The 24,014-nt window shown below is 43.0% G+C and carries 25 protein-coding genes; 20 read left to right on the top strand and 5 right to left on the bottom strand.

Annotated elements, in window-relative coordinates; all coding sequences use genetic code 11:
- Positions 1–10 precede the first annotated feature (10 nt).
- Entirely contained in the window at positions 11–811 is an 801-nt protein-coding gene (locus NST31_RS02045; RefSeq protein ID WP_077111024.1) for a patatin-like phospholipase family protein, read from the top strand.
- On the opposite strand, the gene NST31_RS02040 is transcribed toward NST31_RS02045, so the two are convergent.
- Both NST31_RS02040 and NST31_RS02035 read right to left on the bottom strand, forming a co-directional pair.
- Positions 789–2,090, bottom strand: a complete 1,302-nt coding sequence (locus NST31_RS02040) for a nucleotidyltransferase (protein WP_321189665.1) — start codon at positions 2,088–2,090, stop codon at positions 789–791. The genes NST31_RS02045 and NST31_RS02040 overlap by 23 nt on opposite strands.
- Before the next feature lie 454 nt (positions 2,091–2,544).
- The gene (locus NST31_RS02035) at positions 2,545–2,778 is read right to left on the bottom strand and encodes a spore coat protein (protein WP_339163599.1); all 234 of its coding nucleotides are present in this window, start codon (positions 2,776–2,778) and stop codon (positions 2,545–2,547) included.
- A 218-nt stretch (positions 2,779–2,996) separates the two neighbouring features.
- On the opposite strand from NST31_RS02035, the gene NST31_RS02030 reads away from it, so the two are divergent.
- Together NST31_RS02030 and rpmF are read left to right on the top strand one after the other, a co-directional pair.
- Positions 2,997–3,545, top strand: a complete 549-nt coding sequence (locus NST31_RS02030) for a DUF177 domain-containing protein (RefSeq protein WP_339163597.1) — start codon at positions 2,997–2,999, stop codon at positions 3,543–3,545.
- Between the two features lie 32 nt (positions 3,546–3,577).
- Positions 3,578–3,751, top strand: a complete 174-nt coding sequence (gene rpmF / locus NST31_RS02025) for a 50S ribosomal protein L32 (protein ID WP_077111828.1) — start codon at positions 3,578–3,580, stop codon at positions 3,749–3,751.
- A 549-nt stretch (positions 3,752–4,300) separates the two neighbouring features.
- Here rpmF and NST31_RS02020 read toward each other — a convergent pair.
- Positions 4,301–4,564 carry a metal-sensitive transcriptional regulator gene (locus NST31_RS02020; RefSeq protein ID WP_077111827.1) on the bottom strand — a complete coding sequence of 88 codons (264 nt, stop codon included), beginning with the start codon at positions 4,562–4,564 and terminating at the stop codon, positions 4,301–4,303.
- Positions 4,565–4,697: 133 nt separating this feature from the next.
- On the opposite strand from NST31_RS02020, the gene NST31_RS02015 reads away from it, so the two are divergent.
- Both NST31_RS02015 and NST31_RS02010 read left to right on the top strand, forming a co-directional pair.
- Positions 4,698–5,453 (top strand): enoyl-CoA hydratase/isomerase family protein, encoded by a 756-nt coding sequence (locus NST31_RS02015; protein WP_077111826.1) that lies wholly within the window; start codon positions 4,698–4,700, stop codon positions 5,451–5,453.
- A 75-nt stretch (positions 5,454–5,528) separates the two neighbouring features.
- Positions 5,529–6,077 (top strand): RsfA family transcriptional regulator, encoded by a 549-nt coding sequence (locus NST31_RS02010; protein WP_077111825.1) that lies wholly within the window; start codon positions 5,529–5,531, stop codon positions 6,075–6,077.
- 144 nt (positions 6,078–6,221) lie between these two features.
- Here the strand turns inward: NST31_RS02010 and NST31_RS02005 are convergent, their stop codons facing one another.
- A complete protein-coding gene (locus NST31_RS02005) occupies positions 6,222–6,638 on the bottom strand; it encodes a DUF4064 domain-containing protein (RefSeq protein ID WP_077111824.1) in 417 nt (138 codons plus the stop codon).
- A 162-nt stretch (positions 6,639–6,800) separates the two neighbouring features.
- Positions 6,801–7,283, bottom strand: coding sequence for an N-acetyltransferase (locus tag NST31_RS02000; RefSeq protein ID WP_077111823.1), 483 nt, complete (start codon positions 7,281–7,283; stop codon positions 6,801–6,803).
- Between the two features lie 161 nt (positions 7,284–7,444).
- On the opposite strand from NST31_RS02000, the gene NST31_RS01995 reads away from it, so the two are divergent.
- From NST31_RS01995 to murG, 15 genes are all read left to right on the top strand, one after another.
- The gene (locus tag NST31_RS01995; RefSeq protein WP_077111840.1) at positions 7,445–7,657 is read left to right on the top strand and encodes an acetyl-CoA carboxylase biotin carboxyl carrier protein subunit; all 213 of its coding nucleotides are present in this window, start codon (positions 7,445–7,447) and stop codon (positions 7,655–7,657) included.
- 174 nt (positions 7,658–7,831) lie between these two features.
- A complete protein-coding gene (locus NST31_RS01990; RefSeq protein ID WP_077111822.1) occupies positions 7,832–8,722 on the top strand; it encodes a 2-dehydropantoate 2-reductase in 891 nt (296 codons plus the stop codon).
- Positions 8,723–8,731: 9 nt separating this feature from the next.
- Entirely contained in the window at positions 8,732–9,124 is a 393-nt protein-coding gene (locus NST31_RS01985) for a DUF3397 domain-containing protein (RefSeq protein ID WP_077111821.1), read from the top strand.
- An 82-nt stretch (positions 9,125–9,206) separates the two neighbouring features.
- Positions 9,207–10,835 (top strand): bacillithiol biosynthesis cysteine-adding enzyme BshC, encoded by a 1,629-nt coding sequence (gene bshC, locus NST31_RS01980; protein WP_077111820.1) that lies wholly within the window; start codon positions 9,207–9,209, stop codon positions 10,833–10,835.
- Positions 10,836–10,975: 140 nt separating this feature from the next.
- Positions 10,976–11,407 carry a division/cell wall cluster transcriptional repressor MraZ gene (gene mraZ, locus NST31_RS01975; RefSeq protein ID WP_077111819.1) on the top strand — a complete coding sequence of 144 codons (432 nt, stop codon included), beginning with the start codon at positions 10,976–10,978 and terminating at the stop codon, positions 11,405–11,407.
- A 40-nt stretch (positions 11,408–11,447) separates the two neighbouring features.
- Positions 11,448–12,380 carry a 16S rRNA (cytosine(1402)-N(4))-methyltransferase RsmH gene (rsmH, locus tag NST31_RS01970; RefSeq protein ID WP_077111839.1) on the top strand — a complete coding sequence of 311 codons (933 nt, stop codon included), beginning with the start codon at positions 11,448–11,450 and terminating at the stop codon, positions 12,378–12,380.
- A gap of 29 nt (positions 12,381–12,409) precedes the next feature.
- The gene (gene ftsL / locus NST31_RS01965; RefSeq protein WP_205179420.1) at positions 12,410–12,772 is read left to right on the top strand and encodes a cell division protein FtsL; all 363 of its coding nucleotides are present in this window, start codon (positions 12,410–12,412) and stop codon (positions 12,770–12,772) included.
- Positions 12,769–14,979, top strand: coding sequence for a penicillin-binding protein (locus NST31_RS01960; RefSeq protein ID WP_339163590.1), 2,211 nt, complete (start codon positions 12,769–12,771; stop codon positions 14,977–14,979). Before ftsL ends, NST31_RS01960 begins: the two co-directional genes overlap by 4 nt.
- A gap of 93 nt (positions 14,980–15,072) precedes the next feature.
- Positions 15,073–16,986 carry a stage V sporulation protein D gene (locus NST31_RS01955; protein ID WP_339163588.1) on the top strand — a complete coding sequence of 638 codons (1,914 nt, stop codon included), beginning with the start codon at positions 15,073–15,075 and terminating at the stop codon, positions 16,984–16,986.
- A gap of 327 nt (positions 16,987–17,313) precedes the next feature.
- Positions 17,314–18,771 carry a UDP-N-acetylmuramoyl-L-alanyl-D-glutamate--2,6-diaminopimelate ligase gene (locus tag NST31_RS01950; RefSeq protein ID WP_077111815.1) on the top strand — a complete coding sequence of 486 codons (1,458 nt, stop codon included), beginning with the start codon at positions 17,314–17,316 and terminating at the stop codon, positions 18,769–18,771.
- The gene (locus NST31_RS01945; RefSeq protein ID WP_205179425.1) at positions 18,771–19,196 is read left to right on the top strand and encodes a hypothetical protein; all 426 of its coding nucleotides are present in this window, start codon (positions 18,771–18,773) and stop codon (positions 19,194–19,196) included. Before NST31_RS01950 ends, NST31_RS01945 begins: the two co-directional genes overlap by 1 nt.
- Entirely contained in the window at positions 19,196–20,170 is a 975-nt protein-coding gene (gene mraY / locus NST31_RS01940) for a phospho-N-acetylmuramoyl-pentapeptide-transferase (RefSeq protein WP_205179426.1), read from the top strand. The genes NST31_RS01945 and mraY overlap by 1 nt, the downstream gene beginning before the upstream one ends.
- A gap of 1 nt (position 20,171) precedes the next feature.
- A complete protein-coding gene (gene murD, locus NST31_RS01935; RefSeq protein WP_339163583.1) occupies positions 20,172–21,533 on the top strand; it encodes a UDP-N-acetylmuramoyl-L-alanine--D-glutamate ligase in 1,362 nt (453 codons plus the stop codon).
- Between the two features lie 84 nt (positions 21,534–21,617).
- Complete coding sequence (gene spoVE, locus NST31_RS01930) at positions 21,618–22,718, top strand: stage V sporulation protein E (protein ID WP_077111811.1); 1,101 nt, start codon at positions 21,618–21,620, stop codon at positions 22,716–22,718.
- Positions 22,719–22,894: 176 nt separating this feature from the next.
- Positions 22,895–23,995 carry an undecaprenyldiphospho-muramoylpentapeptide beta-N-acetylglucosaminyltransferase gene (murG, locus tag NST31_RS01925; protein ID WP_077111810.1) on the top strand — a complete coding sequence of 367 codons (1,101 nt, stop codon included), beginning with the start codon at positions 22,895–22,897 and terminating at the stop codon, positions 23,993–23,995.
- Positions 23,996–24,014 lie beyond the last annotated feature (19 nt).

Here is a 24,014-nt window from a genome sequence, read left to right as displayed (position 1 = left end):
AGGTGTGACAATGGAGAAGCCAACAGTCGGCCTGGCGCTTGGATCAGGCGGAGCAAGGGGTTTTGCGCATTTGGGGGTCATTAAAGCTTTGGCGGACCATTCCATCCCGATTGATATGATTGCCGGAAGCAGCATGGGGGCGCTCGTCGGCTGTTTTTACGCATTCGGACATGATGTTGACAAGCTAATCAAGCTGTCAAAGGCGTTCCATCGAAAGCATTATTTGGATTTTACGATACCAAAAATGGGGTTTATTTCCGGAAAAAGGCTCAAAAACTTCATTCGGCTTTTTATGCAAGGAAAGCGATTGGAACAATTACGTATCCCTGTAGCGGTCATTGCCACCGATTTGCATACGGGGGAAAAAGTGGTTTTTAGGGAGGGGCAGGCCGAAGAAGCAATCAGGGCAAGCATTTCGATTCCCGGGATTTTTGTGCCGGAAAAAATCAAAGGGCGGCTCCTGATTGATGGCGGGGTTTCTGACCGGGTACCCATCGCAACAGTAAGAGAAATGGGCGCGAATATTGTAATAGGTGTTGATGTTTCAAGAATCAATACAAGAGCGGATATTCAAACGATTTACGATGTGATCATGCAAAGTATTGATATTTTACAAATGGAAATCATTGCTGCGCGGGAAATGGAAGCAGATGTAATGATTTTACCACCGGTGGAACACGTGAATGCGCGGTCCTTTAGAAATATCGAAGAGATTATCCAGATAGGGGAAGAGGCCGCCCTTTTAAAATTGCCCGAAATAAACGAAGCAATGAAAAGGTGGCCCCACACTATGGACGATTCCCGATCATGATGGGCGGTTGGGCAAATTCAAGGGAGACCAGGCTGCTTTTTTCAGGATCAGGCAATACATGTGCGTATACTTGAGAAGATTTTCGATCCAACATCAGCCATTCGTCAGGGTAAGAGGAAACAGTTGAAATGAGCGGAAGCTCCAACTCTTTTTTTCGTTTGTTCAAGTAATCTCTTCCGGCGGAACTCATTCCGAGTAAACGAATATACTGTGGCTTTTTGGCGGCAGGAATCATCATATTTTTCGGTGTGTTTGTTAAGATGTGTACACAAATTCGTTGCAATCTCGTCCATGTATATCTTTTTGTTTTGGCACTTTCCATAAACGAATGGAAGCTCTTTGCATTTTGGGCTGTTTTTTTAAGCCGGTAAGGCAATCCTTCTTCGGCATCGTATACTTGCTGAAGTTCATCATCACTCATTGTGAGCAGGCGGTATTGAAGATAAGGCCAATAATCTTCCCAATCATGGAGCTTTTTGTATCTGTTTACATAGGAAGCGAGCGCGGAAAGTGTTGATTCGGGAACATAAGCGGCAATGTGATCAAGGTTGGGATTTTCGCTCAATGATTTGCGAATCGATGTAGCGCTTGCCATTTTCTCATGATGGAAAGTTTGATCATGGTGCCCCGCTTTGTTTCTTTTTACTGTAAAAAAATGAATATGGCTGTTAATCTCATGTGCTGCACGTATGTATTGGTAGCCCAATATGTTATTCGGTTTGGATAAATCAACGCCATTGCGCAATCCATCTTTAACGGCTTCGTATGCCAGCGCCAAGGCCCGGGGATAACTGACTCCCTGTTTTACATAACGTTTTATGTGATCGTTATATGTTTCGGAATGCTTATTTAAATAATCCAGCGTATTAAAAAATGGCTGGACCTCTCCCGATTCGCTGCCAAAACAAATAGAGTCGCATTTTAACGCATTTAGCAGATAAACGGCTCCAAAAGCAAAAATTTCCGCTTTTTGGACAGCAAATGCATACGGCAATTCCACCACAATATCCGAGCCGGCCTCAAGGGCCATTCGTGTCCTGTACCATTTTGAAATGAGTGCGGGTTCTCCCCTTTGCAAAAAATTCCCGCTCATGACACAAATGACCACACCCGCTCCAGACACTTCCTTTGATTTGTGTAAATGATACAGATGTCCGTTATGAAATGGATTATATTCTGCAATAATGCCAACACTTTTCATAAGATCTACTCCTGTTACAATATCGTAACTATATATTACTTGAAACAACCGTTGATGGGAAATAAAGTGAAACTTCATTTAGTAGGGCTCCTACTGAATGTTAGTTGAACCAATCGGGCATTTAGGTGCCGTTTACTCCCACTTAGACCTTTTGTATTCACTCGAGAATTTGAATTGGGAGTGTTAAGGCACCTTACATGCGGGATAAAGTGAAACTTCATTTCTTGGTATGCCTTTCCCAAGAAATGTTAGTTGAACCAATCGGGCATTTAGGTGCCGTTTATTCCCACTTAGACCTTTTGTATTCACTCGAGAATTTGAATTGGGAGTGTTACGGCACCTTACATGCGGGATAAAGTGAAACTTCATTTCTTGGTATGCCTTTCCCAAGAAATGTTAGTTGAACCAATCGGGCATTTAGGTGCCGTTTATTCCCACTTAGACCTTTTGTATTCACTCGAGAATTTGAATTGGGAGTGTTACGGCACCTTACATGCGGGATAAATAAGGAGGGGAATATCCCCTCTCGAAATTATTTTGATTCATTCCGATAGCCAGGGTAGCCGCCGTAGCCGGGGAAGCCGCCATAAGAAGGATATTGTCCCATTGGTCCATATCCCGTATACCCAGGGTATCCCGGAAAGCCGCCCATGCCTGCCGGTCCACCATAACCGCCAAATCCGCCAGGTCCCGGGAAGCCGCCATAACCAGGATATCCGCCCATAATAGGAGAGGGCCCGTAAAATTGCCGTTCTTTATTGTCCATTGTTTCACCTCCAGGTGATCATTTCGAATTAGTGTATGTATAAATAACCAAGCTGTAAAGGCGATTGTCCTTTTTATGTACCGAGATTTTTATGTTCAGTTTCTTTCATAATGGGTAAGGGTAAAATAAGAGAAGGTGGGGAAAGGTGTAAAGAGGATTATATTGACAAAAGGAGTCGTGAAAGATATAATAACTTTTGTTGCCCAGAGGTGATGATAATGAAGTGGACGGTAGCTGAATTACATAAATATCAACATGATGTAATGGAGCTTGATGAGACAATCAACGTGAATAAGGTCCTGCAAAAGGAAAATCCCGACATTAGGGATATATCACCGGTTCATGTAAAAGGAACAGCAGATATTGACGCTCGCAAGGTTACTTTTCATCTTGTCATTACCGGTACATTTATCTTGCCTTGTTCGAGAACATTGGCAGACGCCCGCTATCCTTTTCATATTTCTTCGGCGGAAACTTTTTTGTTAAATCCTGCGCTTTACAATGATGAAGCGGAGATGGCTCATGTAGTCGAAGGCGGCGTCGTAGACTTAATGCCCGTAATTTATGAACTGCTTCTGCTGGAAGTACCGATGCAGGTTTTTTCTGAAGAGGCGCAAACAAATACGGAATTGCCTGCGGGAAAAGGATGGGAAGTCCTTACCGAGGAGCAGCTGGCTAAAGCCAGGGAACAAGAGAAGGAAAAGGTGGACCCTCGGCTGGCAGGGCTTGCCAAATTGCTTGAAAAAAACAAAGATACTCAAAAATAATACGATGACTGCACTGTAAGGAGGTGGGAAGAATGGCTGTACCTAAAAGAAGAACTTCTAAAACTGCAAAAAGACAACGCCGGACTCATTTTAAGTTGCGTGTACCAGGAATGGTTGAATGCCCAAATTGCGGTGAATTAAAGCTTGCCCACCGCGTTTGTAAAGAATGCGGAACTTATAAAGGTAAATCGGTAGTAAACGATTAATTTTTGCTGCATGAAAAAACGTGATGAGGAAAGCCTCTTCACGTTTTTTCTTTTTTTGGAAAGCTGAGTGATAATGGGGTAAATCATTTTTTTCAAAAACATTCGGTTTGTAAAAAACCCTATAAGTCAACTTCGGTTTGACGGATGTTCAAAGCATTATATCAAATGTGCCGCCCGAACATCGGTGAACTCGATATGACGCTTATGGAGAGCGGCTAGTGTTGCCCGGGCGATTAAGGGAGGAGCTCCGAAAGTGCTCATGTTCAGCATCTTGGCCGCTTAAGGCGATGTTTTTTCCGCTTGCTTCAGGGGAGATCCCAAGTTGATGTTGCCTAAACAACGATAGCGTTCAGAAATCAGGTCATCAAACTCGTTTCGTAAATAGCTTAAACGGCGGTTGAGTGGCTCTATATTTTTTCCGAACAACCAAGGCACTTGCTGACCTTCCAATGGAAGTTTATATGAACAAGGCCACGGCGTCCAAAAGCTTGGCACTAGACTGTTCGTTAGGCCGCTTCACTAATTTGCCTATAAAAAGTATTGTATTGCTTACTTACTTCGGACAAGCAAATTAACCGCCTCTTGAACGAGCTCTTCTGTCTTCTGTGTTCCTTCCGCTTCTGCTTGCTTTACGCATTCCACAAGGTTTTGGCTGACGATTACGCCGATCGAACGGTCAATGGCTGTTCTCGCTGCCGACATCTGTGTAATCACATCTTTGCAGTCTTTACCTTCTTCCATCATTCGTAAGATTCCGCGTAATTGTCCTTCTATTCTCTTTACTCTATTTTTTAACAGGTCATCATAATGCATGGTATATGCTCCTTTCAAAAGTACGATGTAAAGTTAATTCTACATTATATCCTATTGGAAAGGCGATAGGCCAAGCTTACAGTTTTGTCCTCTTTTCATTATAATAGATGAAAAGCACTAATGGAGGAAAACGATGGGGGATTTTATACAATATAAATCAGAAGAAGGCATTCTTTTTGGGAAGATTACAAGACCCGAAAAGCGAAATGCCGTAAATTATCAAGTCATGGATGGGTTTCAGGAGTTGCTTGATCGCGCCGAGATTGACCGTTCTGTTAAAGCTGTAGTTATTACCGGGGAAGGCTGTCGCGCTTTTTGTGCCGGAGGGGACATTGCCGAATTTCATGATCTGAAAACCGAAGAGGAAGCCATTTCCATGTTGTCGCGAATGGGAAAGTTGTTATACCGGCTTGCCACGCTTCCAAAACCGACGCTTGCTTCCCTAAATGGCACGGCAGTGGGCGGCGGATGTGAGATAGCGGCGGCCTGCGACTTTAGAATCGCACGCAGCGGGGCAAAACTAGGTTTTATTCAAGCGAATCTTGCCATTACAACTGGATGGGGAGGGGCAAGCTTGTTGTATGAGCGTTTGGCCCCTTCCACCGCTTTTGCATTATTGTCTGAAGCAAAATTACATACTGCGGAAGAAATGGAAGCTATCGGTTTTTTGCAGAAAGTATATGATTCACTAAAGGACCAAACAGCATTCGATTTTATGGAAATCATCTTGCAAAAAGATACAGGAGTAATAGAAGCTTATAAAAAGGCAATGATTGAGAAATTTCATGCTGTCCATTTAAAAGAACGCATGGAAAATGAAATAAAGCGATGTGCAGAACTTTGGGCGCTTGATGCCCATCATGATGCAGTTTCCGAATTTCTAAATTAATAAATATACCATTCCGCTATTCTATCTCTTCTATTACATGCATATGTATGTGTTAAAAAGCCGGGAGTGATGAATATGGCGACAGGACGCCAAGATGCATGGACGATGGAAGAAGATAGACTGCTTGCGGAGATTGTATTGGAACATATCCGGGCAGGAAGCACCCAATTAAAAGCTTTTGAAGAAGTGGGGGCGAAACTGTCGAGAACAGCAGCAGCATGTGGATTCCGGTGGAACTCCTATGTCAGAAAAAAATATAAAAATGAAATATCCGAAGCGAAAAAAGCAAGAAAAGCGTATCCGAAACAGGGGAGAAAAGGGAAAGAGCCAGATATACAGGATGAGCCAAAAGAAAAAGCAAAAACCTTTTCTACAAAAGACATTATTCAGTTTCTAATGGATATGGAAGAAGCACAGTCCAACATCCAATCTGAGTCAGAGATACAAGAAGCGTTAAAAAGGGAAAATGAAAGACTAAAACAGGAATTGGCAGAAACGAAACATCAATTGCAAACCATCAAAAACGATTATGCATCACTTTTGGGAATTCTGGAAAAGGCGAGGGAAGTAGCGGCAATTGACCGGGAGAAAAAAACGAGACAAAAAGCCGAAGCACAAACATAAAAAAAGAAGCTGTCCGAAAAGTAATATTGGAGCTTGAAAATCCAAAAATAAAACCCAAGAATGCTGTAAAATCAACATTCTTGGGTTTTAAGTTTTAGTGTCTTTACGCTAAGTTGGACTTTTTAGACAGCCCCTTCCGTTTCTCTAAAAGCTAGCTTCTGCTGGTTCTTTCCGGACAAATGACATGATACCGGCAATTAAATAGAGAAGAGCGGGTAAAAAGCCAAATCCTACTGAAACAACTCCGGTCAAAACTGCACCAACAATAAACATCCATCCGGCCAGTTTTGGGCTTTTATTTTTAGAGATGTTGACGACGGCAATGATACCAAAAATAAATCCAAGGATGGCCGCCGCAACCACGGCCCAGCCAAATGTGCTCATGAGCCCGAGTATTGCATCTGCATCATCGGGATTAGCACTAAACGTTGGGTCGTTGGCCATTTGTTCAGTTGTGGTATCTGAAGTAGCCGCCCATGCAAAAAAGCCTCCTATTAAGGAAAGTAAAGCATTTAATATGATGCCAATGACTCCCAGTACAACTTCACCTGTTCTTTTCATCAAGATTCCTCCTCTTTAAGTGTAACGGTGTCTGTATATAGTACGGAGAGGAAGGAAAATAGTTTCGATTTTTTTAAAACAAAAAAGGTTTTTCGAGGCCGCATCAGGCCGCCGAAACTGCTGAAATGGCGTTATGGCCGGTGTTCACCAGCCTTTTAGGCGTTATTCAATTCCTCTTTTTTGCTCCGAAACTCCCTCTGGGTACCAAACGAGAGGGTTTTCCCCTAAATCCCTTTCAACACTGTATGTAACCGGCTCAAAACCCATTTTCTCAAAAAAAGGCCGAGAATTCATTCGGGGATTTGTTTTTATGGGCATTTTAAAACTCTTAGCGTAGTTTACCAGTTTTGTTCCCAACCCTTTTTCCTGATAATCTGGGAGCACTTCCAATTTCCATAATTCTAAATAATCCTGTGGCGGGTCAAAATATTGGTCATACTTGGCATCTCGCTTGTAAAGGCTCATCCTTGCCACCAGTTTATCGCCATAATAAATTCCATAAAAAGGAGAGTCGATTTCATCTTCCACAAAGTTTGTTTGTAAGTCTTCAAGCATGGACAGTTCTTGGGCACCATATTCCTTAAAATGTTTGAAATCTTCCATCGTCTTATAATTAATTTTTAACTTTTGTACTTCCGTCGGCATATTTTCATCCCCTTATAAATCCTATTTGTTAGAAATTATCTATTTTAGTTTCATTATATAACAAACCCCAAAAAAATTCAGATATAATGGTAGGAAACGGTTACACCTTTTGGGGGAGGCCAAAGAGCATCGTACAATTAACGGTAATGGAGGAGTTGGATGTGGAGGAAATCAAAGCGGCCATGGCTGGAACAGTTTTTAAAATAATGGTAAAAGAGGGCCAGGATGTCTTGAAGGGCCAAACGGTTGTTGTGTTAGAGTCAATGAAGATGGAAATCCCGGTGGATAGTCCGAGTGCCGGAAATGTCGCTACATTAAAAGTGGCGGAAGGGGATTTTGTCAATGAAGAGGATGTTTTAATTGTATTGGAATGATACAAGTTTCCAAGGTGGCTTGTTGCACAATGCTGTATTATGGAATGTTCGGCATCGCTTTTCTTCCGCCTGATGTTCCGTCTCGTGATGCTCTTTCTTCCTTTGCAGGAAGGGGAGTTATGGTATTTTTGCTAAAATAGAAACTGAGGAATACTGGGAGCGGGTGAATGAAATATGAAAGTGGGCATTATTGGAGGAGGCTCCATTGGTTTGTTACTGGCGGCTTATCTAGGAAAATGTGTTGACATAACGGTTTACACCCGTACGGAAGAGCAAGCCGGAGAATTGGCTGAAAAAGGTATTCGATTGGTCACTCATAAGGAGGATTTCTTCACGAAGGTAAAGGCCCGCAAAGAATTTGGCGACTTGAATCGCCAGGATTTTATTTTTGTGGCGGTGAAGCAATATCATTTGGACGATCTTGTTCCGATTGTCCGTGAAATCGCCAGCGATATTCCGCTTTGCTTTTTGCAAAATGGCATGGGTCATCTTGAATGGCTGCCGAGTCTTCCGAACAAAACGATTTTCCTGGCTACGGTGGAGCATGGCGCCAAACGGGAAGATAGCAGAACGGTTGCCCATAATGGAATAGGTAAAATCAACATCGGATTATACCGTGGCGACAGCAGCAGCTTTCAAACATTATTCGGCTGCAAGCACCCAAATTTTCCGTTTCAGTTTCATCATGATTATGAAGGAATGTTGGTAGAAAAATTAATGGCTAATGCACTGATCAATCCATTGACAGTTATTTTTCAGGAAAAAAACGGTGCCCTTGTGGAAAACCCTTATTATTTTCAACTCTTCAGGCTGTTGTTTGAAGAGATTTATGAAATATTCCCGGATGATGATAAGGAAAAAACATTTCAAAAAGTTGTTAATATATGTCAAAATACGAAAGACAATACTTCATCCATGCTAAAGGATATTCAAGGGGGAAGAAAGACCGAAATTGAGGCTATATTGGGATACGCACTTCGTTCAGCCTCCCAAAAAGGCCTGAATCCTAAGACGTTACAGACGGTTTATCTCATGGTAAAAGGGATTGAACAGGAAAGGAGTTGAGGAGAGAAATTGACAGCAATTTTTTCATCTGCGGCAGGACTTTTTATTACAATCCCGTTTCTTTTTTACATACTGCTTTTTACGATTATAAAACAAATAACGAAAAATCACCGGTTGGCGTTGAACAGTGCGATTAATGCCACTACATTTGTTTTGATTATATCCGTTCATTTGATCATTTTGACGATTTGGGACCGCTCCTTTCTCGCGTTGATTATACTAGTCATGCTCGTGCTTGCCATTATGTTTACTTTTTATCATTGGAAGACGAAAGAAGAAATTCATTATCGAAAAGTGTTTATCGGCTTTTGGAGATTTAATTTTCTGGTATTCTCACTCCTTTATGTCAGTTTAATTCTTTTTGGCGTTATATCTCGCGCAAAGGAAGCGTTGACTGTATAAATCAAGCAGGAAAATGTCTTTTAACGATTTTGTTTGCTATACTCTTTGTGACTGAAACAGTAGGAGAAGGGGAGTACCTTATATGGAATTGCAAAGTACCGTTGTTCCTGCAACGAATCGGTTTGCCTCTTTATATATAGAAAATAGAGAGAACATCCAAGAATTTTTTCATTATGACATAACGAAGAATGGCATATTCAGGCAACGGTATCGGGATGTGCTCGAGCGTCATTTTGACAGGGCCAGTTTGGCTGCCTGTATTGAAAAATATATGAGCCGGTTTCCAAAGTCGGATGCAACGGGGCTGGCACTGGAAAAGCTCCGTGACCAACGGTCGGTAGTCGTGATCGGGGGCCAGCAAGCCGGCTTGTTGACAGGTCCTTTATACACGATCCATAAAATTATTTCCATTATAAAACTTGCTGAACAACAAGAAAAAGAACTGGGAATTCCCGTTGTACCCGTATTTTGGGCAGCCGGGGAGGATCATGATTATCAAGAGATCAACCATCTCTATGTAAGAGAAAAGCAAACGTTGAAAAAAATAACGTATCCCCAACAAATGACAAGCAAGAAAATGGCTTCCCACATCGAATTTGATAAAGGGGTCATGAAAAGTTGGATCCGCCAAGTATTTTCCATGATGGGTGAAAAACCCCACACAAATGAAATTCTCCCTTTTTTAGATGAAGCCGTTCATCATTCTGATACAGTAGTTGATTTCTTCACATATATCATTCTTTCGTTGTTTAAAGATTATGGACTGCTCGTCATTGATTCTGCAGACCCTTCACTTCGTGAACTTGAAAAGCCTTATTTTTCAAAGTTGATTGAGCGAAACCAAGCCATTACCGAAGCTGTTTTATCTCGTCAGACGATCATGGAACAAAAAGGCTTTGAGAAGGCGATTGATATGGACGAAAACGCGGCCAATCTGTTCATGAATACAGATGTCGGGCGGGAATTGCTTTTATATGACCCGGCTGATCAAGTATTTATCAGCAAGGGTGGAAGTATTGTGATGACGGAGGAGCAATTGCGGCAACATCTTCACGATCACCCTGAAAGCTTTAGCAATAATGTTGTAACGCGGCCGCTGATGCAGGAATGGTTGTTTCCCACTTTGGCCTTTATAGCCGGTCCTGGTGAAATCGCCTATTGGGGCGAGTTGCAAACAGCTTTTGAAACAGTCGGTATGGAAATGCCGCCGATTGTTCCCCGATTACATGTTACATTGCTGAACCGTGCCGTTGAAAAAGACTTGGAAGACCTTGAATTATCATTGGAAAAGGTGCTTCAGCACGGCTGCAAGGAAGAAAGGGAACAATTTTTAAAGCATATTCAAGATAAACAGTTGGCTGTCCTTGTGCAGCAAACAAAGGAGAGCCTCCAGGAGCACTATCAAAAAATCCGGACCCATATATATGAAGTTGACCGTGGACATACACGCCTTGCTGATACAAATCTGGCGTTCCACCTTCAACAGCTTGATTTTCTACAGAGGAAAGTAGAAGAAAGTGTCATAAAACGGCATGAAGCGATATTAAACAAGTATCTAAATGTGGAATTAATGCTCCGCCCGGCAGGACATCCGCAGGAAAGAGCTTGGAATATTTTTTACTTCCTAAACGAATACGGCCGTCATTTCATTCATTCTCTTGCAAACAAACCATACGAATTTGACGGGAAGCATAAAGTTGTAAGAATATAGTCGATAAAAAACCGAATCCGCTGCGGATTCGGTTTTTTTATCGAACAATCGGATGAATTTGCGATAAATTTTTTTGAAAAAATGGTGGAGGAAGGTGGGGGATTGTGGTACATTAATTATAGAAAGTGGGGGCACGGGTCATGTTCATGGGGGAATATCGCCACAACATTGATACAAAAGGCCGTTTGATCGTTCCTGCCAAATACCGGGAACATCTTGGAGAATCTTTTGTCATTACAAGGGGACTTGACCGATGTTTGTTTGGCTACCCATTTTCCGAGTGGAAGTCCATTGAAGAAAAATTAAAAGCTCTCCCCTTAACGAAAAAAGATGCCCGGGCTTTTACGAGGTTTTTTTTCTCTGGAGCAGTAGAGTGTGAACTTGATAAACAAGGAAGGGTCAATTTGCCTTCTTCCCTTCTCGACTATGCAAAGTTGGAAAAGGAATGTGTCATTTTGGGTGTGTCCAACCGTTTTGAGATTTGGAGCAAGGATATATGGGAAGACTATTTTTCAACTTCAGAAGAATCATTTGCGGAAATCGCTGAAAACATGATTGACTTTAACATATAACATGCTCCAAGGCCTCAAAGTGAATTGGATGGTGAAAGCTTTGTTTAATCATGAAACTGTATTATTGAAGGAGTCTGTGGACGGCCTGAATATTCGTCCTGATGGTATATATGTGGATTGTACACTTGGCGGAGCCGGGCATAGTTCATATATTTTATCCAAACTTACGAATGGCGGAAAATTGTTTGCGTTTGACCAAGATGAAACTGCTCTGCGGTATGCGCGAGAAAAGCTGAAAGGTTATGCGGAACAATTTACGGCCATTAAAAGCAATTTTAAATATCTCCAAGAGGAACTCCAACATCTTGGGATAAATCGTGTCGACGGTGTTTTGTATGATTTAGGTGTATCATCACCACAATTGGACACACCAGAGCGCGGCTTTAGTTATCATCATGACGCTCCTCTTGACATGAGAATGGATTTGGAAGGTGACTTAACAGCTTATGAAGTAGTCAATAACTGGACTTATGAAGAGCTGGTGAGGATTTTTTTCCGTTACGGGGAAGAAAAGTTTTCCAAACAAGTGGCGAGGAACATTGAAAAGACAAGGGAAAAAAGGCCGATAGAAACAACAGGCGAACTTGTAGAGATCATTAAACAAAGTATTCCGGCACCGGCAAGAAGAAAAGGCGGCCACCCGGCCAAGCGGATCTTTCAGGCGATTCGCATCGCGGTAAACGATGAGTTAAAGGCCTTCGAAAGTTCGCTGAAACAGGCTATTCAGTTGCTAAATCCAGGCGGAAGGATTTGTGTGATCACTTTCCATTCCCTGGAAGACAGAATTTGTAAACAACTGCTCAAGGAAGCCAGTTCCGTACCAGATCTTCCTCCCGGCCTGCCCGTTATTCCGGACGAGCTGAAGCCGGAAATGAAGTTGATAACGAGGAAGCCGATTGTTCCGACAGAAGAGGAACTTGCCGTAAATAACCGATCCAGATCAGCTAAATTAAGAATCGCAGAAAAACGATAAATATACATGAAAAGAATGGGGGAAAATCTGTGAGCAATCTTGCCCGAAAGCAACATGAAACAATTCACAAGTCTTTGGGGCCAAAAGAAGTTCCCGTTCAAAAGGTTCAACGCCTTGCCCGCATCAGCCCCGGGGAAAAAATTCTATTTATCATTTTTGTGTTGTTTGTTGCCTTTATGGCTGTTAAAATTGTCAGTGTGCAGTCTACTATTTATGAAGTGAACAAAGATATTCAGGATGTCCGCACTTCGGTCCAGGAACAAGCAAAAATAAATGCTGATTTATCCATGCAAGTGGATGATTTAAGTAAATACGACCGTATTTGGGAGAAAGCGAAGGAGCGCGGATTTGACTTGAATGAAAATAATGTCAAGGTTGTTGAAAAACGATGAATGTTCAAAAAAAAAATAGGAACATAGGAGCAGCGCTGTTGTTTTCATTATTCGGGCTGCTTTTTTTTGTCTTGGCGGTTAGGATCTTCACGATACAATACACGGGCGAGGTCGAGGGAAAAGCTCTGGCGGCAAAAGCGGCCCAAAAATATATGCGCACAGAAGTGCTGAAAGCAAGCCGGGGAACGATTTACGACAGGCAAGGAGAAGTCATTGCCGAAGATTCCGCCTCTTATACGCTTGTGGCTATTTTGAATAAAAAAGCAACCACAAATCCAAAACGCCCGAACCATGTGACCGATCCCGAAGGCACAGCGCGTGAATTGGCAAAGCATATTTCCCTGAGCGAAGAAGAAATATATAAGCTGCTTACAAAAAAAAACCGCTACCAAGTTGAGTTTGGACAGGCGGGACGTGACTTGCCGCATCATATTAAAAAGAAGATCGAAGCGTTAAAATTACCCGGTATCACCTTTATAAAAGATACGAAAAGGTTTTATCCCAACGGCATTTTTGCTTCTCACCTGATCGGTTATGCCCAAAAGGGAGAGGAGGATGAAAAGGGGGAGGACATTACCGGAAGTACCGGGATTGAAAAAAGCTATGATAAATTGCTGAAGGGAACGGATGGTTCACTGAAATATTCTGGGGATGTGTGGGATTACATATTGCCAAATTCCGAAAAACAAGTCGTGGAGCCGAAAGATGGCAACGATTTATATTTAACAATTGATAAAAAGATTCAAACGTTTTTAGAAGACGCCATGAATCAAGTAGAAAAGGAACACTCCCCAAGCCGGATGATGGCGATTGTCGCCGATCCGAAAACAGGAGCTATATTAGGGATGGGCCAGCGTCCCACCTTCCATCCGACAACAAGAGAAGGAATCGATAAAACGTGGCATAATGAGGTTGTTGAAGCGTCCTTTGAACCCGGATCGACCATGAAGGTTTTTTCTTTGGCAGCCGCGGTTGAAGAAGGTGTTTTTAATCCCAATGAACAATTTAAGTCGGGCGTGTATTATGTTGACAAAAAACAGCCGCCCATTAAAGATCATAACTATGGAAGAGGCTGGGGAACTATTCCCTATTTAGAAGGTGTTCAACGCTCTTCGAATGTTGCTTTTGCAAACCTGCTGGAAAAAATGGGGACAGATACGTGGAAACAATACATGGAGAAGTTCAAGTTTGGCGTAAAGACAGGGATTGAACTTCCGAATGAAGCTACCGGAAAAATTTTATACAACTATCCGGTCGAAAAGGTAACGAGCGTATTTGGCCAAGGGACAACTGTAACATCGCTGCAAATGGTCCAGGCCATGTCAGCCATTGCAAATGACGGAAAAATGATGAAACCTTACGTGGTTGAAAAAATCGTTGATCCTCAAAGCGGGGAAGAAAAGAAAACAAATCCCGAATCAAGTGGACAGCCAATCAGTGCCGAAAGTGCCAAAAAGGTCCGGGATTACCTGGAAACAGTAATTACCGAAAAAAAAGGGACCGGGCATCAATTTTATCAGCTGGAAGGTTATTCAGTAGCCGGAAAAACCGGGACATCACAAATACCTTCACCAACAGGCGGCTATTTGCAAGGAAGGGAAAACTATATATTTTCCTTTATCGGAATCGCCCCCAAGGAAGACCCGAAGCTTATCATGTACGTGATGGTGGAAAAACCGAAGCTGAAAGAAACGGAAAATGGCGCGCTCCCGGTATCAAAAATCTTTAAACCAGTCATGCAAAACAGCTTGAAATACTTGAATATCCAGCCGGAACAAAAAAGAAAGACAAAACTGTCCAAAGTTCCGGATTTAGCGAAGATGAAAGCGGAAGAAGCAGTCAATTCCATGAAGGAAAGCGGGTTGCAACCCATCGTGCTTGGCAATGGGGATACAGTTGTAAGTCATTCGCCAAGTCAAGGTGAAAAAGTGTTGGAAGGCGAAAAAGTTGTTTTAAGGACAGATGGCGACCTCTTAATTCCAGATATGAGGAACTGGTCGAAACGCGATGTGCTGAAAGTGGCGCAAGTGGGCAAATTGAAAATAAATATAGTTGGAACCGGATTTGCCGTAAAACAAAACTTGAAGCCAGGAACAAAAGTGAGGGAAGGGGACAGCCTTGTCGTCAATTTTGAAACACAGCTTCAAATGATTGAAAAGAAGAAAGCGAATGAAACCGCCGATCAAGATGAACGTCCGTTAAACTGATCAGCTGAACCCCCGCAAGCAACTATGCCTGTTCTATGTAAAAAGGACAAGGCATATGTTGTAAGGAGCCGAATAATGAGGGGGTTCATTTTAGTGAAGCGGGTTTCTGCTGTAACCGTAAGGAAAAGACTATCTTTTTTTCTCTTTATAGGTATCATTGTATTTTTGATCATTGACATCAGGCTGGGATATGTTCAATTTGTGCTAGGGAATTCGTTAACAGACAAGGCCCGCGACTCGTGGAGCCGAAATATCCCGTTTGAGCCTGAAAGGGGACTGATTTTGGACCGAAACAATGTTCCCATAGCCGAAAATAAGAGTGCGCCGACGGTTTACATTGTTCCAAGGCAAATCGAGGACCCGGCCCGTTCGGCAGAAATGCTGGCCAATGTGCTGGATGTGCCGGTAGATAAAGTGTATAAGCGCATGACGGCCAATTCTTCCATAGAGCGTCTGCCGGAAGGAAGAAAAATTTCATATGAGAAGGCACGAGATGTGAGAGCCCTGAATATTAAAGGTGTGTATATCGCGGAGGATTCGAAACGCCACTATCCGTTCGGCCGCTACTTATCCCACGTGCTTGGCTTTACGGGAATTGATAATCAGGGATTGATGGGGCTGGAACTGTATTATGATGAAGAATTGCAGGGAAAAAAAGGATCGGTCCAGTTCTTTTCGGATGCGAAAGGAAGAAGGATGCCGGACATGTCGGATGACTTTGATCCTCCGGTTGACGGCTTTAATCTGCGGCTGACGATAGACACAAAAATACAGACGATCATGGAGCGGGAATTGGATAACGCTGAAGTACAGTATAAGCCGGATGGGATTGTGGCCCTTGCGATGGATCCGAACAACGGGGAAATTCTGGCCATGTCAAGCAGGCCCACTTTTAATCCTTCAGAATACCGCGACGTCCCGCAGGAAATATATAACCGAAATCTTCCCATTTGGAGTACGTATGAGCCGGGGTCAACGTTCAAAATTATTACACTTGCCGCTGCTTTGGAAGAAAAAAAAGTTGATTTGGAACACGGGCAGTTTTTTGATTCTGGTTCCGTCAAAGTAGGAGGAGCAAAATTAAGATGTTGGAAAAAAGGGGGGCACGGGAGCCAAACGTTTTTGGAAGTAGTTCAAAACTCGTGTAACCCCGGATTTGTGGAGCTTGGGGATCGGCTTGGGAAAGAAAAATTGTTTAAATATATAAGAGATTTCGGTTTTGGCGCAAAAACGGGCATCGATTTGGCTGGCGAAGGTACTGGCATACTCTTTCATATGGATCAAGTGGGACCAGTGGAACAGGCGACGACCGCTTTTGGGCAAGGAGTGTCAGTCACGCCCATACAGCAAGTAGCCGCTGTAGCTGCCGCAGTCAATGGAGGCACTCTTTATCAGCCTTATATAGCAAAAGAACTAGTCGATCCGGCAACAGATGAAGTCGTAATGAGAAAGAGCCCTGTCGCTAAACGGCGCGTTATTTCCGAAAACACTTCCAAGCAAGTCCGCCACGCTTTGGAAAGCGTTGTTGCCCAAGGTACAGGCAGAAATGCTTTTATAGAATCTTTTCGGGTTGGCGGAAAAACGGGAACCGCCCAAAAAGCAAAAGACGGACGTTATCTTGAAAACAACCATATTGTTTCGTTTATTGGATTTGCGCCGGCGGATGACCCGCAAATTGTCGTTTATCTCGCAGTGGATAACCCAAAGGGGACCATTCAATTTGGAGGTACTGTAGCCGCTCCGATCGTTGGAAAAATTATGGAAGATTCATTGCGTTCACTTGATGTGAAGCCCCGCAAAAAACAAATTGAAAAGAAGACAACATGGCTTGATCCCAAAATGGTTACCGTTCCTGATTTGAAAGGAATGACGAAAAAAGAGCTATTGCAGCAAATGCTGAATTTAAAGCTTGAGGTGAGCGGGGATGGAACGACTGTTATCCAGCAGGCGCCCGATCCCGGAGTCAAGGTGGAGGAAGGATCAGTGGTCAGAATATACATGAAGTAATCAGGTATGCAGAGATCTGCCCCGCTTCCTTCGGGGCAGATTTTGCTTGGCATGAGTAGATTTTATAGAAACTGATTGCTGATGGTAAAATATGTAATCTAGATAAGAGGGTTTTTTCTATTGCGAAAAAATGAATCTGTGGATAATATAATGGATGGCAGATGTCACCAAGGAAAATAACATCATTTGTACTAAGGAATGCATGTTCCTGTATATTCATATAATAGTATATTATCATACGGTCTTATGGTAAAATGATGCCAATTAAAGAATGCGCAAGCTTTCATAAAAGGACGATAATGTTTCATAATAGAAAGGATCGGATCCATGAAGTTACATAGTCTATTAAAGGTATTGCCGTTAACAAAAGCTCCCCGGGAAAATCCCGATATCAACAGCATAACAAACGACACTCGAAAAATTGAACCAGGTGCGTTATTTATTTGTATAAAAGGCCATCAAACAGATGGACATCAATTTGCGAATGCGGCCGTGGCAAAGGGCGCTGTTGCCGTATTAGCGGAAAAGAAAGTGGCAGTGGAGGCGCCGGTAATCCTTGTCCCTGATACGAAACGGGCGATGGCAGTGTTGGCTGATGAGTTCTATGGCCACCCTACGCAGCGACTGAATTTAATCGGAATTACCGGTACAAATGGAAAAACGACAACGAGTATGATGATTGAAAACATTTTTAGAGATGCCGGCAAAAAAACAGGCTTGATTGGAACGCTTCATATAAAAATAGGGGATGAAAAATTAGAAACAAAAAATACCACCCCTGATAATATTGTACTCCAGCAAACATTTGCGCATATGGTTGAAGAAGGAGTCCATACAGTCGCCATGGAAGTATCTTCCCATGCCCTTATCCAAGGAAGGGTAAATGGCTGCGACTTTGATGTGGCTGTGTTTACAAACTTGTCCCAAGATCATTTGGACTACCACGAAACGATGGAGGAATACAAAAGGGCGAAAGGTCTTTTGTTCTCCCGTCTGGGCAATATTTACGACAGGAATAAGCCGAAGTTTGCCGTGATCAACGCCGATGATCCGGCGGCACCATATTTTGTAAAAGAGACGTCAGCCCATGTTGTCACCTATGGAATCGATCAGCCGGCCGAATTTTCGGCGGGAAATATACAAATGAGTGTCGACGGGGCCTCATTTACCCTTCATTCTCCTGAAGGCAAGCAAGAAGTAAAACTGAGATTAATGGGTAAATTCAGTGTGTATAACGCCTTGGCTGCCATTACGACTGCATATGTCGCGAATATTCCGCTCCAATCGGCAATTCATTCCCTTGAACAATTGGAGGGGATTCCCGGCCGCTTTGAAGCAGTGAACGCGGGACAGGATTTTACAGTGATCGTCGATTATGCTCATACGCCTGACAGTTTGGAGAATGTCCTGAAAACCATTCAGCAGTTTGCGAAAAAACGAATTTTTACCGTCGTTGGCTGTGGCGGGGACAGGGATCGGACGAAACGGCCCCTCATGGCGAAAGTAGCTTGCGTTTACTCGACAAATCCCATATTCACATCAGATAATCCGCGCACCGAAGACCCGTCGGCCATTTTGGCTGATATGGAGGCTGGGGTACAGGACCAACGCTACAAAGTGATTCCCGATCGCAAAGAAGCGATCCAGACAGCCATTAGGGAAGCCAAACAAGGGGACGTTGTGTTAATTGCCGGAAAAGGGCATGAAACGTATCAGATTATCGGCGAGAAAGTGATTGATTTTGATGATCGTCTTGTGGCCATGAAAGCAATTGAGGAGCTATAATGATGCTTGAATATAATGATGTTTTACGGATCCTTCCAGAGTTCCGGGGTGTGCAAGTCCCGATTTCTTTTAAAAAAATTACCTTTTCAAGTGAACATGATCAGGAAAAAGGGTTGTTTGTTTTTACCGCGGATGATGATGATCTTCAACAAGCCATTCATCAGGGGGCGGTTGCGGCGGTGTGGAAGAAGGATGTGGAGGTTCCATTTTACGCACCTAATCATTTCCCCATATTTTTTGCGGATGAACCAGCAGAAGCGGTTGTTCAGATAGTTGATCAATATAAGCATAAGATCAGTATTGGAAAAAAAAGAGGAAAAACAGAGTTGATTATGCCAAAAATAAACAATGAACGATATAGAGATATATTTACACAAATTTGTCACTTGCTTCAAAATAACAGCAACAGGGAGGGGGAACAGTGATGATGGAACGTGTCATTCTTTTTACGATCTTGATGTCTTTTTTAGTCACTGTTTTGTTATCCCCTCTTTTTATTCCTTTTTTAAGAAAGTTAAAGTTTGGGCAAAGCATTAGGGATGAAGGACCCAAATCCCATCATAAGAAAAAAGGTACGCCTACGATGGGCGGCATTATTATTTTGCTGTCAATCATCGTGACAACATTGACGATGACGGGAAAATATTCTCAGCCCGGTTTGGATACATATTTACTGCTGCTTGTTACATTTGGTTATGGTTTGCTCGGCTTTTTGGATGATTTTATCAAAATCGCCCTAAAGAGAAATCTTGGCTTAACATCGAAGCAAAAACTATTGGGCCAAATTGTCATTGCGCTTATTTTCTATTTCGTCTTAAAGCGATTTGGATTTGATACGGCAGTGGAAATTCCATTAACAAATTGGGAACTTGATTTAGGGCCTTTTTATGCCCTATTCCTTGTGTTTTGGCTTGTCGGCTTTTCGAACGCGGTTAACTTGACCGATGGGCTGGACGGTCTTCTGTCCGGAACGGCCGCCATTGCATTTGGCGCTTTCGCTATTCTTGCCTGGAGCCAATCTCAATACGACATTGCCGTATTTAGCGTAGCTGTTGTTGGCGCCCTGTTGGGCTTTCTCGTCTTCAACGCCCATCCGGCCAAAGTCTTTATGGGCGACACGGGATCGCTTGCGCTTGGGGGAGCTATTGCCGCGATTGCGATCATGACAAAAATGGAACTCATGCTTCTCCTCGTCGGAGGTATCTTTGTTATTGAAACACTTTCTGTTATTATTCAGGTAACCTCCTTTAAACTTACAGGAAAAAGAGTCTTTAAAATGAGTCCGCTCCATCATCATTATGAGTTGTCCGGCTGGTCCGAGTGGCGGGTCGTGGTAACATTTTGGGCAGTCGGCTTGCTTTTTGCCATCTTGGGAATTTACATAGAGGTGTGGGTATAAATTGAAAAACATTGAAATATATCGTCATAAAAAAATACTTGTGCTTGGCCTGGCAAAAAGCGGGGTTGCCGCTGCATCTCTTTTACACGAACTTGGCGCCTTTGTTACGGTCAATGATAAAAAGCCTTTTGAGGAGAATCCGGCGGCTCAAGGCTTGCTGGAAAAAGGAATAAAGGTGATTTGTGGAAGCCATCCTCCCGAACTCCTTGACGACGGGTTTGAACTGATCGTAAAAAACCCCGGGATTCCATACGGGAATCCTCTTGTCAGGAAGGCTGTGGATCATCATATTCCGATCATTACGGAAGTAGAACTTGCTTACCAAGTGTCAGAAGCGGATATTATTGGCATAACGGGGACAAATGGGAAAACGACCACGACTACACTGATCTTTGAAATGTTAGAAGCAGCGGATAAAAATCCATTGATAGCAGGAAATATTGGTACGGTGGCTTCTGAAGTAGCCAGGGAAGCATCTTCCGACAATACGATCGTCATGGAGCTTTCCTCCTTCCAATTAATGGGAGTCCGCACATTCAAACCCCGAATTGCCATCATAACAAACATATATGAAGCCCACCTTGATTACCATGGAACGATGGATGAATACAGTCAGGCGAAAGCGAATATTACACTGAACCAGTCGGAAGGCGACCATTTGATCGTCAATGGGGATCAGGAGCATTTATTGGAACTCGTAAAAGATTCAAAGGCCCAGAAAATCTTCTTTTCTACCAAACAGCCGCTTGCAGAGGGCATATCCATACAAAATCGCAAGATTGTATGGTTTGATGAGGAAATTATTTCACTTGATGAAATCATTTTGCCGGGAAAACATAATCTGGAAAATATTCTTTCGGCGATTGCGGCAGTCAAGCTGATGGGTGTTGAAAATGAAGCGATAGTCCGTGTTCTTGGCAGCTTTAAAGGGGTGGAGCATAGGACACAGCTCGTCACGGAAATGAACGGCCGCACCTTTTATAACGATTCAAAGGCAACCAATATATTGGCGACAAAAAGTGCATTGGAAGCTTTTCAAAGACCCGTTATTTTGCTGGCGGGCGGACTGGACAGAGGTAACGATTTTGATGAACTTGTCCCATATTTAAAGGGAGTGAAGGCTTTAGTCGTATTTGGACAATCAGCGGATAAATTGGCCAAAGCGGGAAAAGAGGCGGGAATACGATCCATACATCATGTCGATAATGTGGAGGAAGCTGTTCCGGTTTCGTACAGCTTGTCTGAGCCGGGAGATATTGTCTTATTGTCGCCCGCGTGTGCGAGCTGGGATCAATACAAGACTTTTGAGGTTCGTGGTCATATTTTCACAGAGGCCGTGCATAAACTGAAAGAGAGCCTATAATGAGGACATGCCGCGAATAAGGAATCTTCGCATCCCAAACTGAAGGAGCAGGCTCAATAAAAAGGAGACAGAGGTGCTGTTTCGTTGCCTTTTAAAAAATCCACTCCTGATTTTATTTTAATTATAGTTACCTGTACATTGCTGGCTTTCGGTTTAATTATGGTATACAGTGCCAGTGCGGTTTGGGCAAATTATAAATTTAACGACTCTTTTTTCTTCGCCAAAAGACAGTTGTTATTTGCCGGGCTTGGTTTTGCAGCGATGTTTTTCATGATGAAGATTGATTATTGGTCATGGCGGAAATGGGCCAAGCCGCTTTTGCTCATCTGCTTTCTTTTACTGTTGATTGTTTTAATCCCCGGCATCGGCATGGAGAGAAACGGTTCCCGAAGCTGGATCGGGGTCGGGGCTTTTTCCATTCAGCCGTCTGAATTTATCAAGCTTGCCCTTATCGCTTTTTTAGCTAAGTTTCTTTCAGAAAACCAAAGGTATATTACAACGGTGAAAAAAGGTCTTTTGCCTTCTTTGTCTCTTGTCTTCTTTGCGTTTGGACTCATTATGCTTCAGCCTGACCTCGGAACGGGAACGGTCATGGCAGGAACGTGTGTTGTCATGTTATTCATCGCGGGTGCGAGAATTTCTCATTTTGTTTTTCTAGGTTTGGTGGGACTTGCCGGCTTTGTCGCCCTCATTGTATCCGCTCCATATAGAATGGCCCGAATTACTTCATTTTTGGACCCGTGGCAAGACCCGTTGAACAGCGGATTTCAAATCATCCAGTCGCTATATGCGATCGGCCCGGGCGGATTGTTCGGATTGGGGCTGGGCCAAAGCAGGCAAAAATTTTTTTATCTGCCTGAGCCGCAAACAGATTTTATTTTTGCTATTTTATCGGAAGAACTTGGTTTTATCGGGGGAAGCTTTGTCATTTTGTTATTCGCTTTGTTGTTATGGCGGGGAATTAAAATAGCGCTTGGCGCCCCTGATTTATATGGCAGTTTTCTCGCCGTGGGCATCATTTCGATGATTGCCATACAAGTAATGATCAATATTGGGGTTGTAACGGGCCTTATGCCAGTAACAGGCATCACCTTGCCTTTTCTGAGTTATGGCGGATCTTCACTCACGATTATGCTGATGGCCGTTGGCGTATTGCTCAATATTAGCCGTTATGCACGTATTTGAGAGAAACTCCAAATAATGGGTTTCTTTTTTTATTACGGTTGTTCTCCAAATGTTTCTTCATTTTACAAATAGACAACAATCGTTATGTTTCACATTTTTCTTGTGTAAAATATAGTAAAATAAGATAATTGAAGAGTTAAATGAATATGATGATCTCACTGACTTGAGGTGACACGATGAAAATTGTTGTCAGCGGAGGGGGAACAGGCGGCCATGTGTATCCGGCGCTTGCCCTGATCCGAACAATTAAAGAAAAGCATCCTGATACGCAGTTTTTGTATATCGGCACAGAAAAAGGGCTTGAAGCCAATATTGTGCAAAGAGAAAACATACCTTTTAAAAAAATACATATAACCGGTTTTAAACGCTCGTTGTCCTTGGAAAATATAAAAACAATTATGCGCTTTTTTAAAGGCGTAAGGGAATGTAAAAAAATGCTAAAGGCCTTCCAGCCTGATGTTGTCATCGGTACGGGAGGCTATGTTTCCGCTCCTGTTGTATATGCGGCAGCAAAATTAAAAATTCCTGCTGTCATTCACGAGCAAAATAGCGTGCCGGGATTAACGAACAAGTTTTTAAGCCGTTATGTACAAAAGGTTGCCATTTGTTTTGAATCTTCAAGGCAGTTTTTTCCGGGACAGAAAGTGGTTCTTACGGGGAACCCCCGGGCATCTGAAGTAATTGGCAAAAAAGGAAGTGGAAGGCTGAATCAATTTGGTCTAAAGGAACATATACCGACAGCTTTAATTTTTGGCGGAAGCAGAGGCGCAAGGCCGATTAATGAAGCGGTGATCAAATCGCTGGCGCAGTTTGCCAATAAACCTTATCAAGTATTGTACATAACCGGTGAGACTCATTATGGAGATGTGGAAGAAGAAGTTGCTTTAATCGGCCGCTCTCCAAATGTGGCGATCGTACCGTTTATTCATAATATGGAAGAGGTGTTGGCCGATGTAGCCGTTGTCGTCGGCCGGGCGGGGGCAACATCCCTTGCCGAAATTACGGCACTCGGACTTCCCGCCATATTAATCCCAAGTCCATATGTTACGAATAACCATCAGGAAAAAAATGCATCGGTTTTAACTTCGGCCGGGGCAGCGATTATGCTTCCTGAAAAAGAGTTAACAAGCCAACGGCTTGTTGCAGCCATAGATGAGATTTTACTAGATCACGAAATATTAGATTCAATGTCTGAAGCATCGAAAAACCTTGGTATGCCGGATGCGACCAAGCGCTTATATAATGTGCTTTTAAGTGTTGTCAATAAACGCCGCTAACTTGTGAGGGGGTTAATGC

Source organism: Siminovitchia sp. FSL W7-1587 (assembly GCF_037963795.1).
Classification (GTDB): domain Bacteria; phylum Bacillota; class Bacilli; order Bacillales; family Bacillaceae_C; genus Siminovitchia; species Siminovitchia thermophila.
Note: the sequence above shows the minus strand (reverse complement) of the source record. Positions and strands in the feature narration are given on the sequence as shown.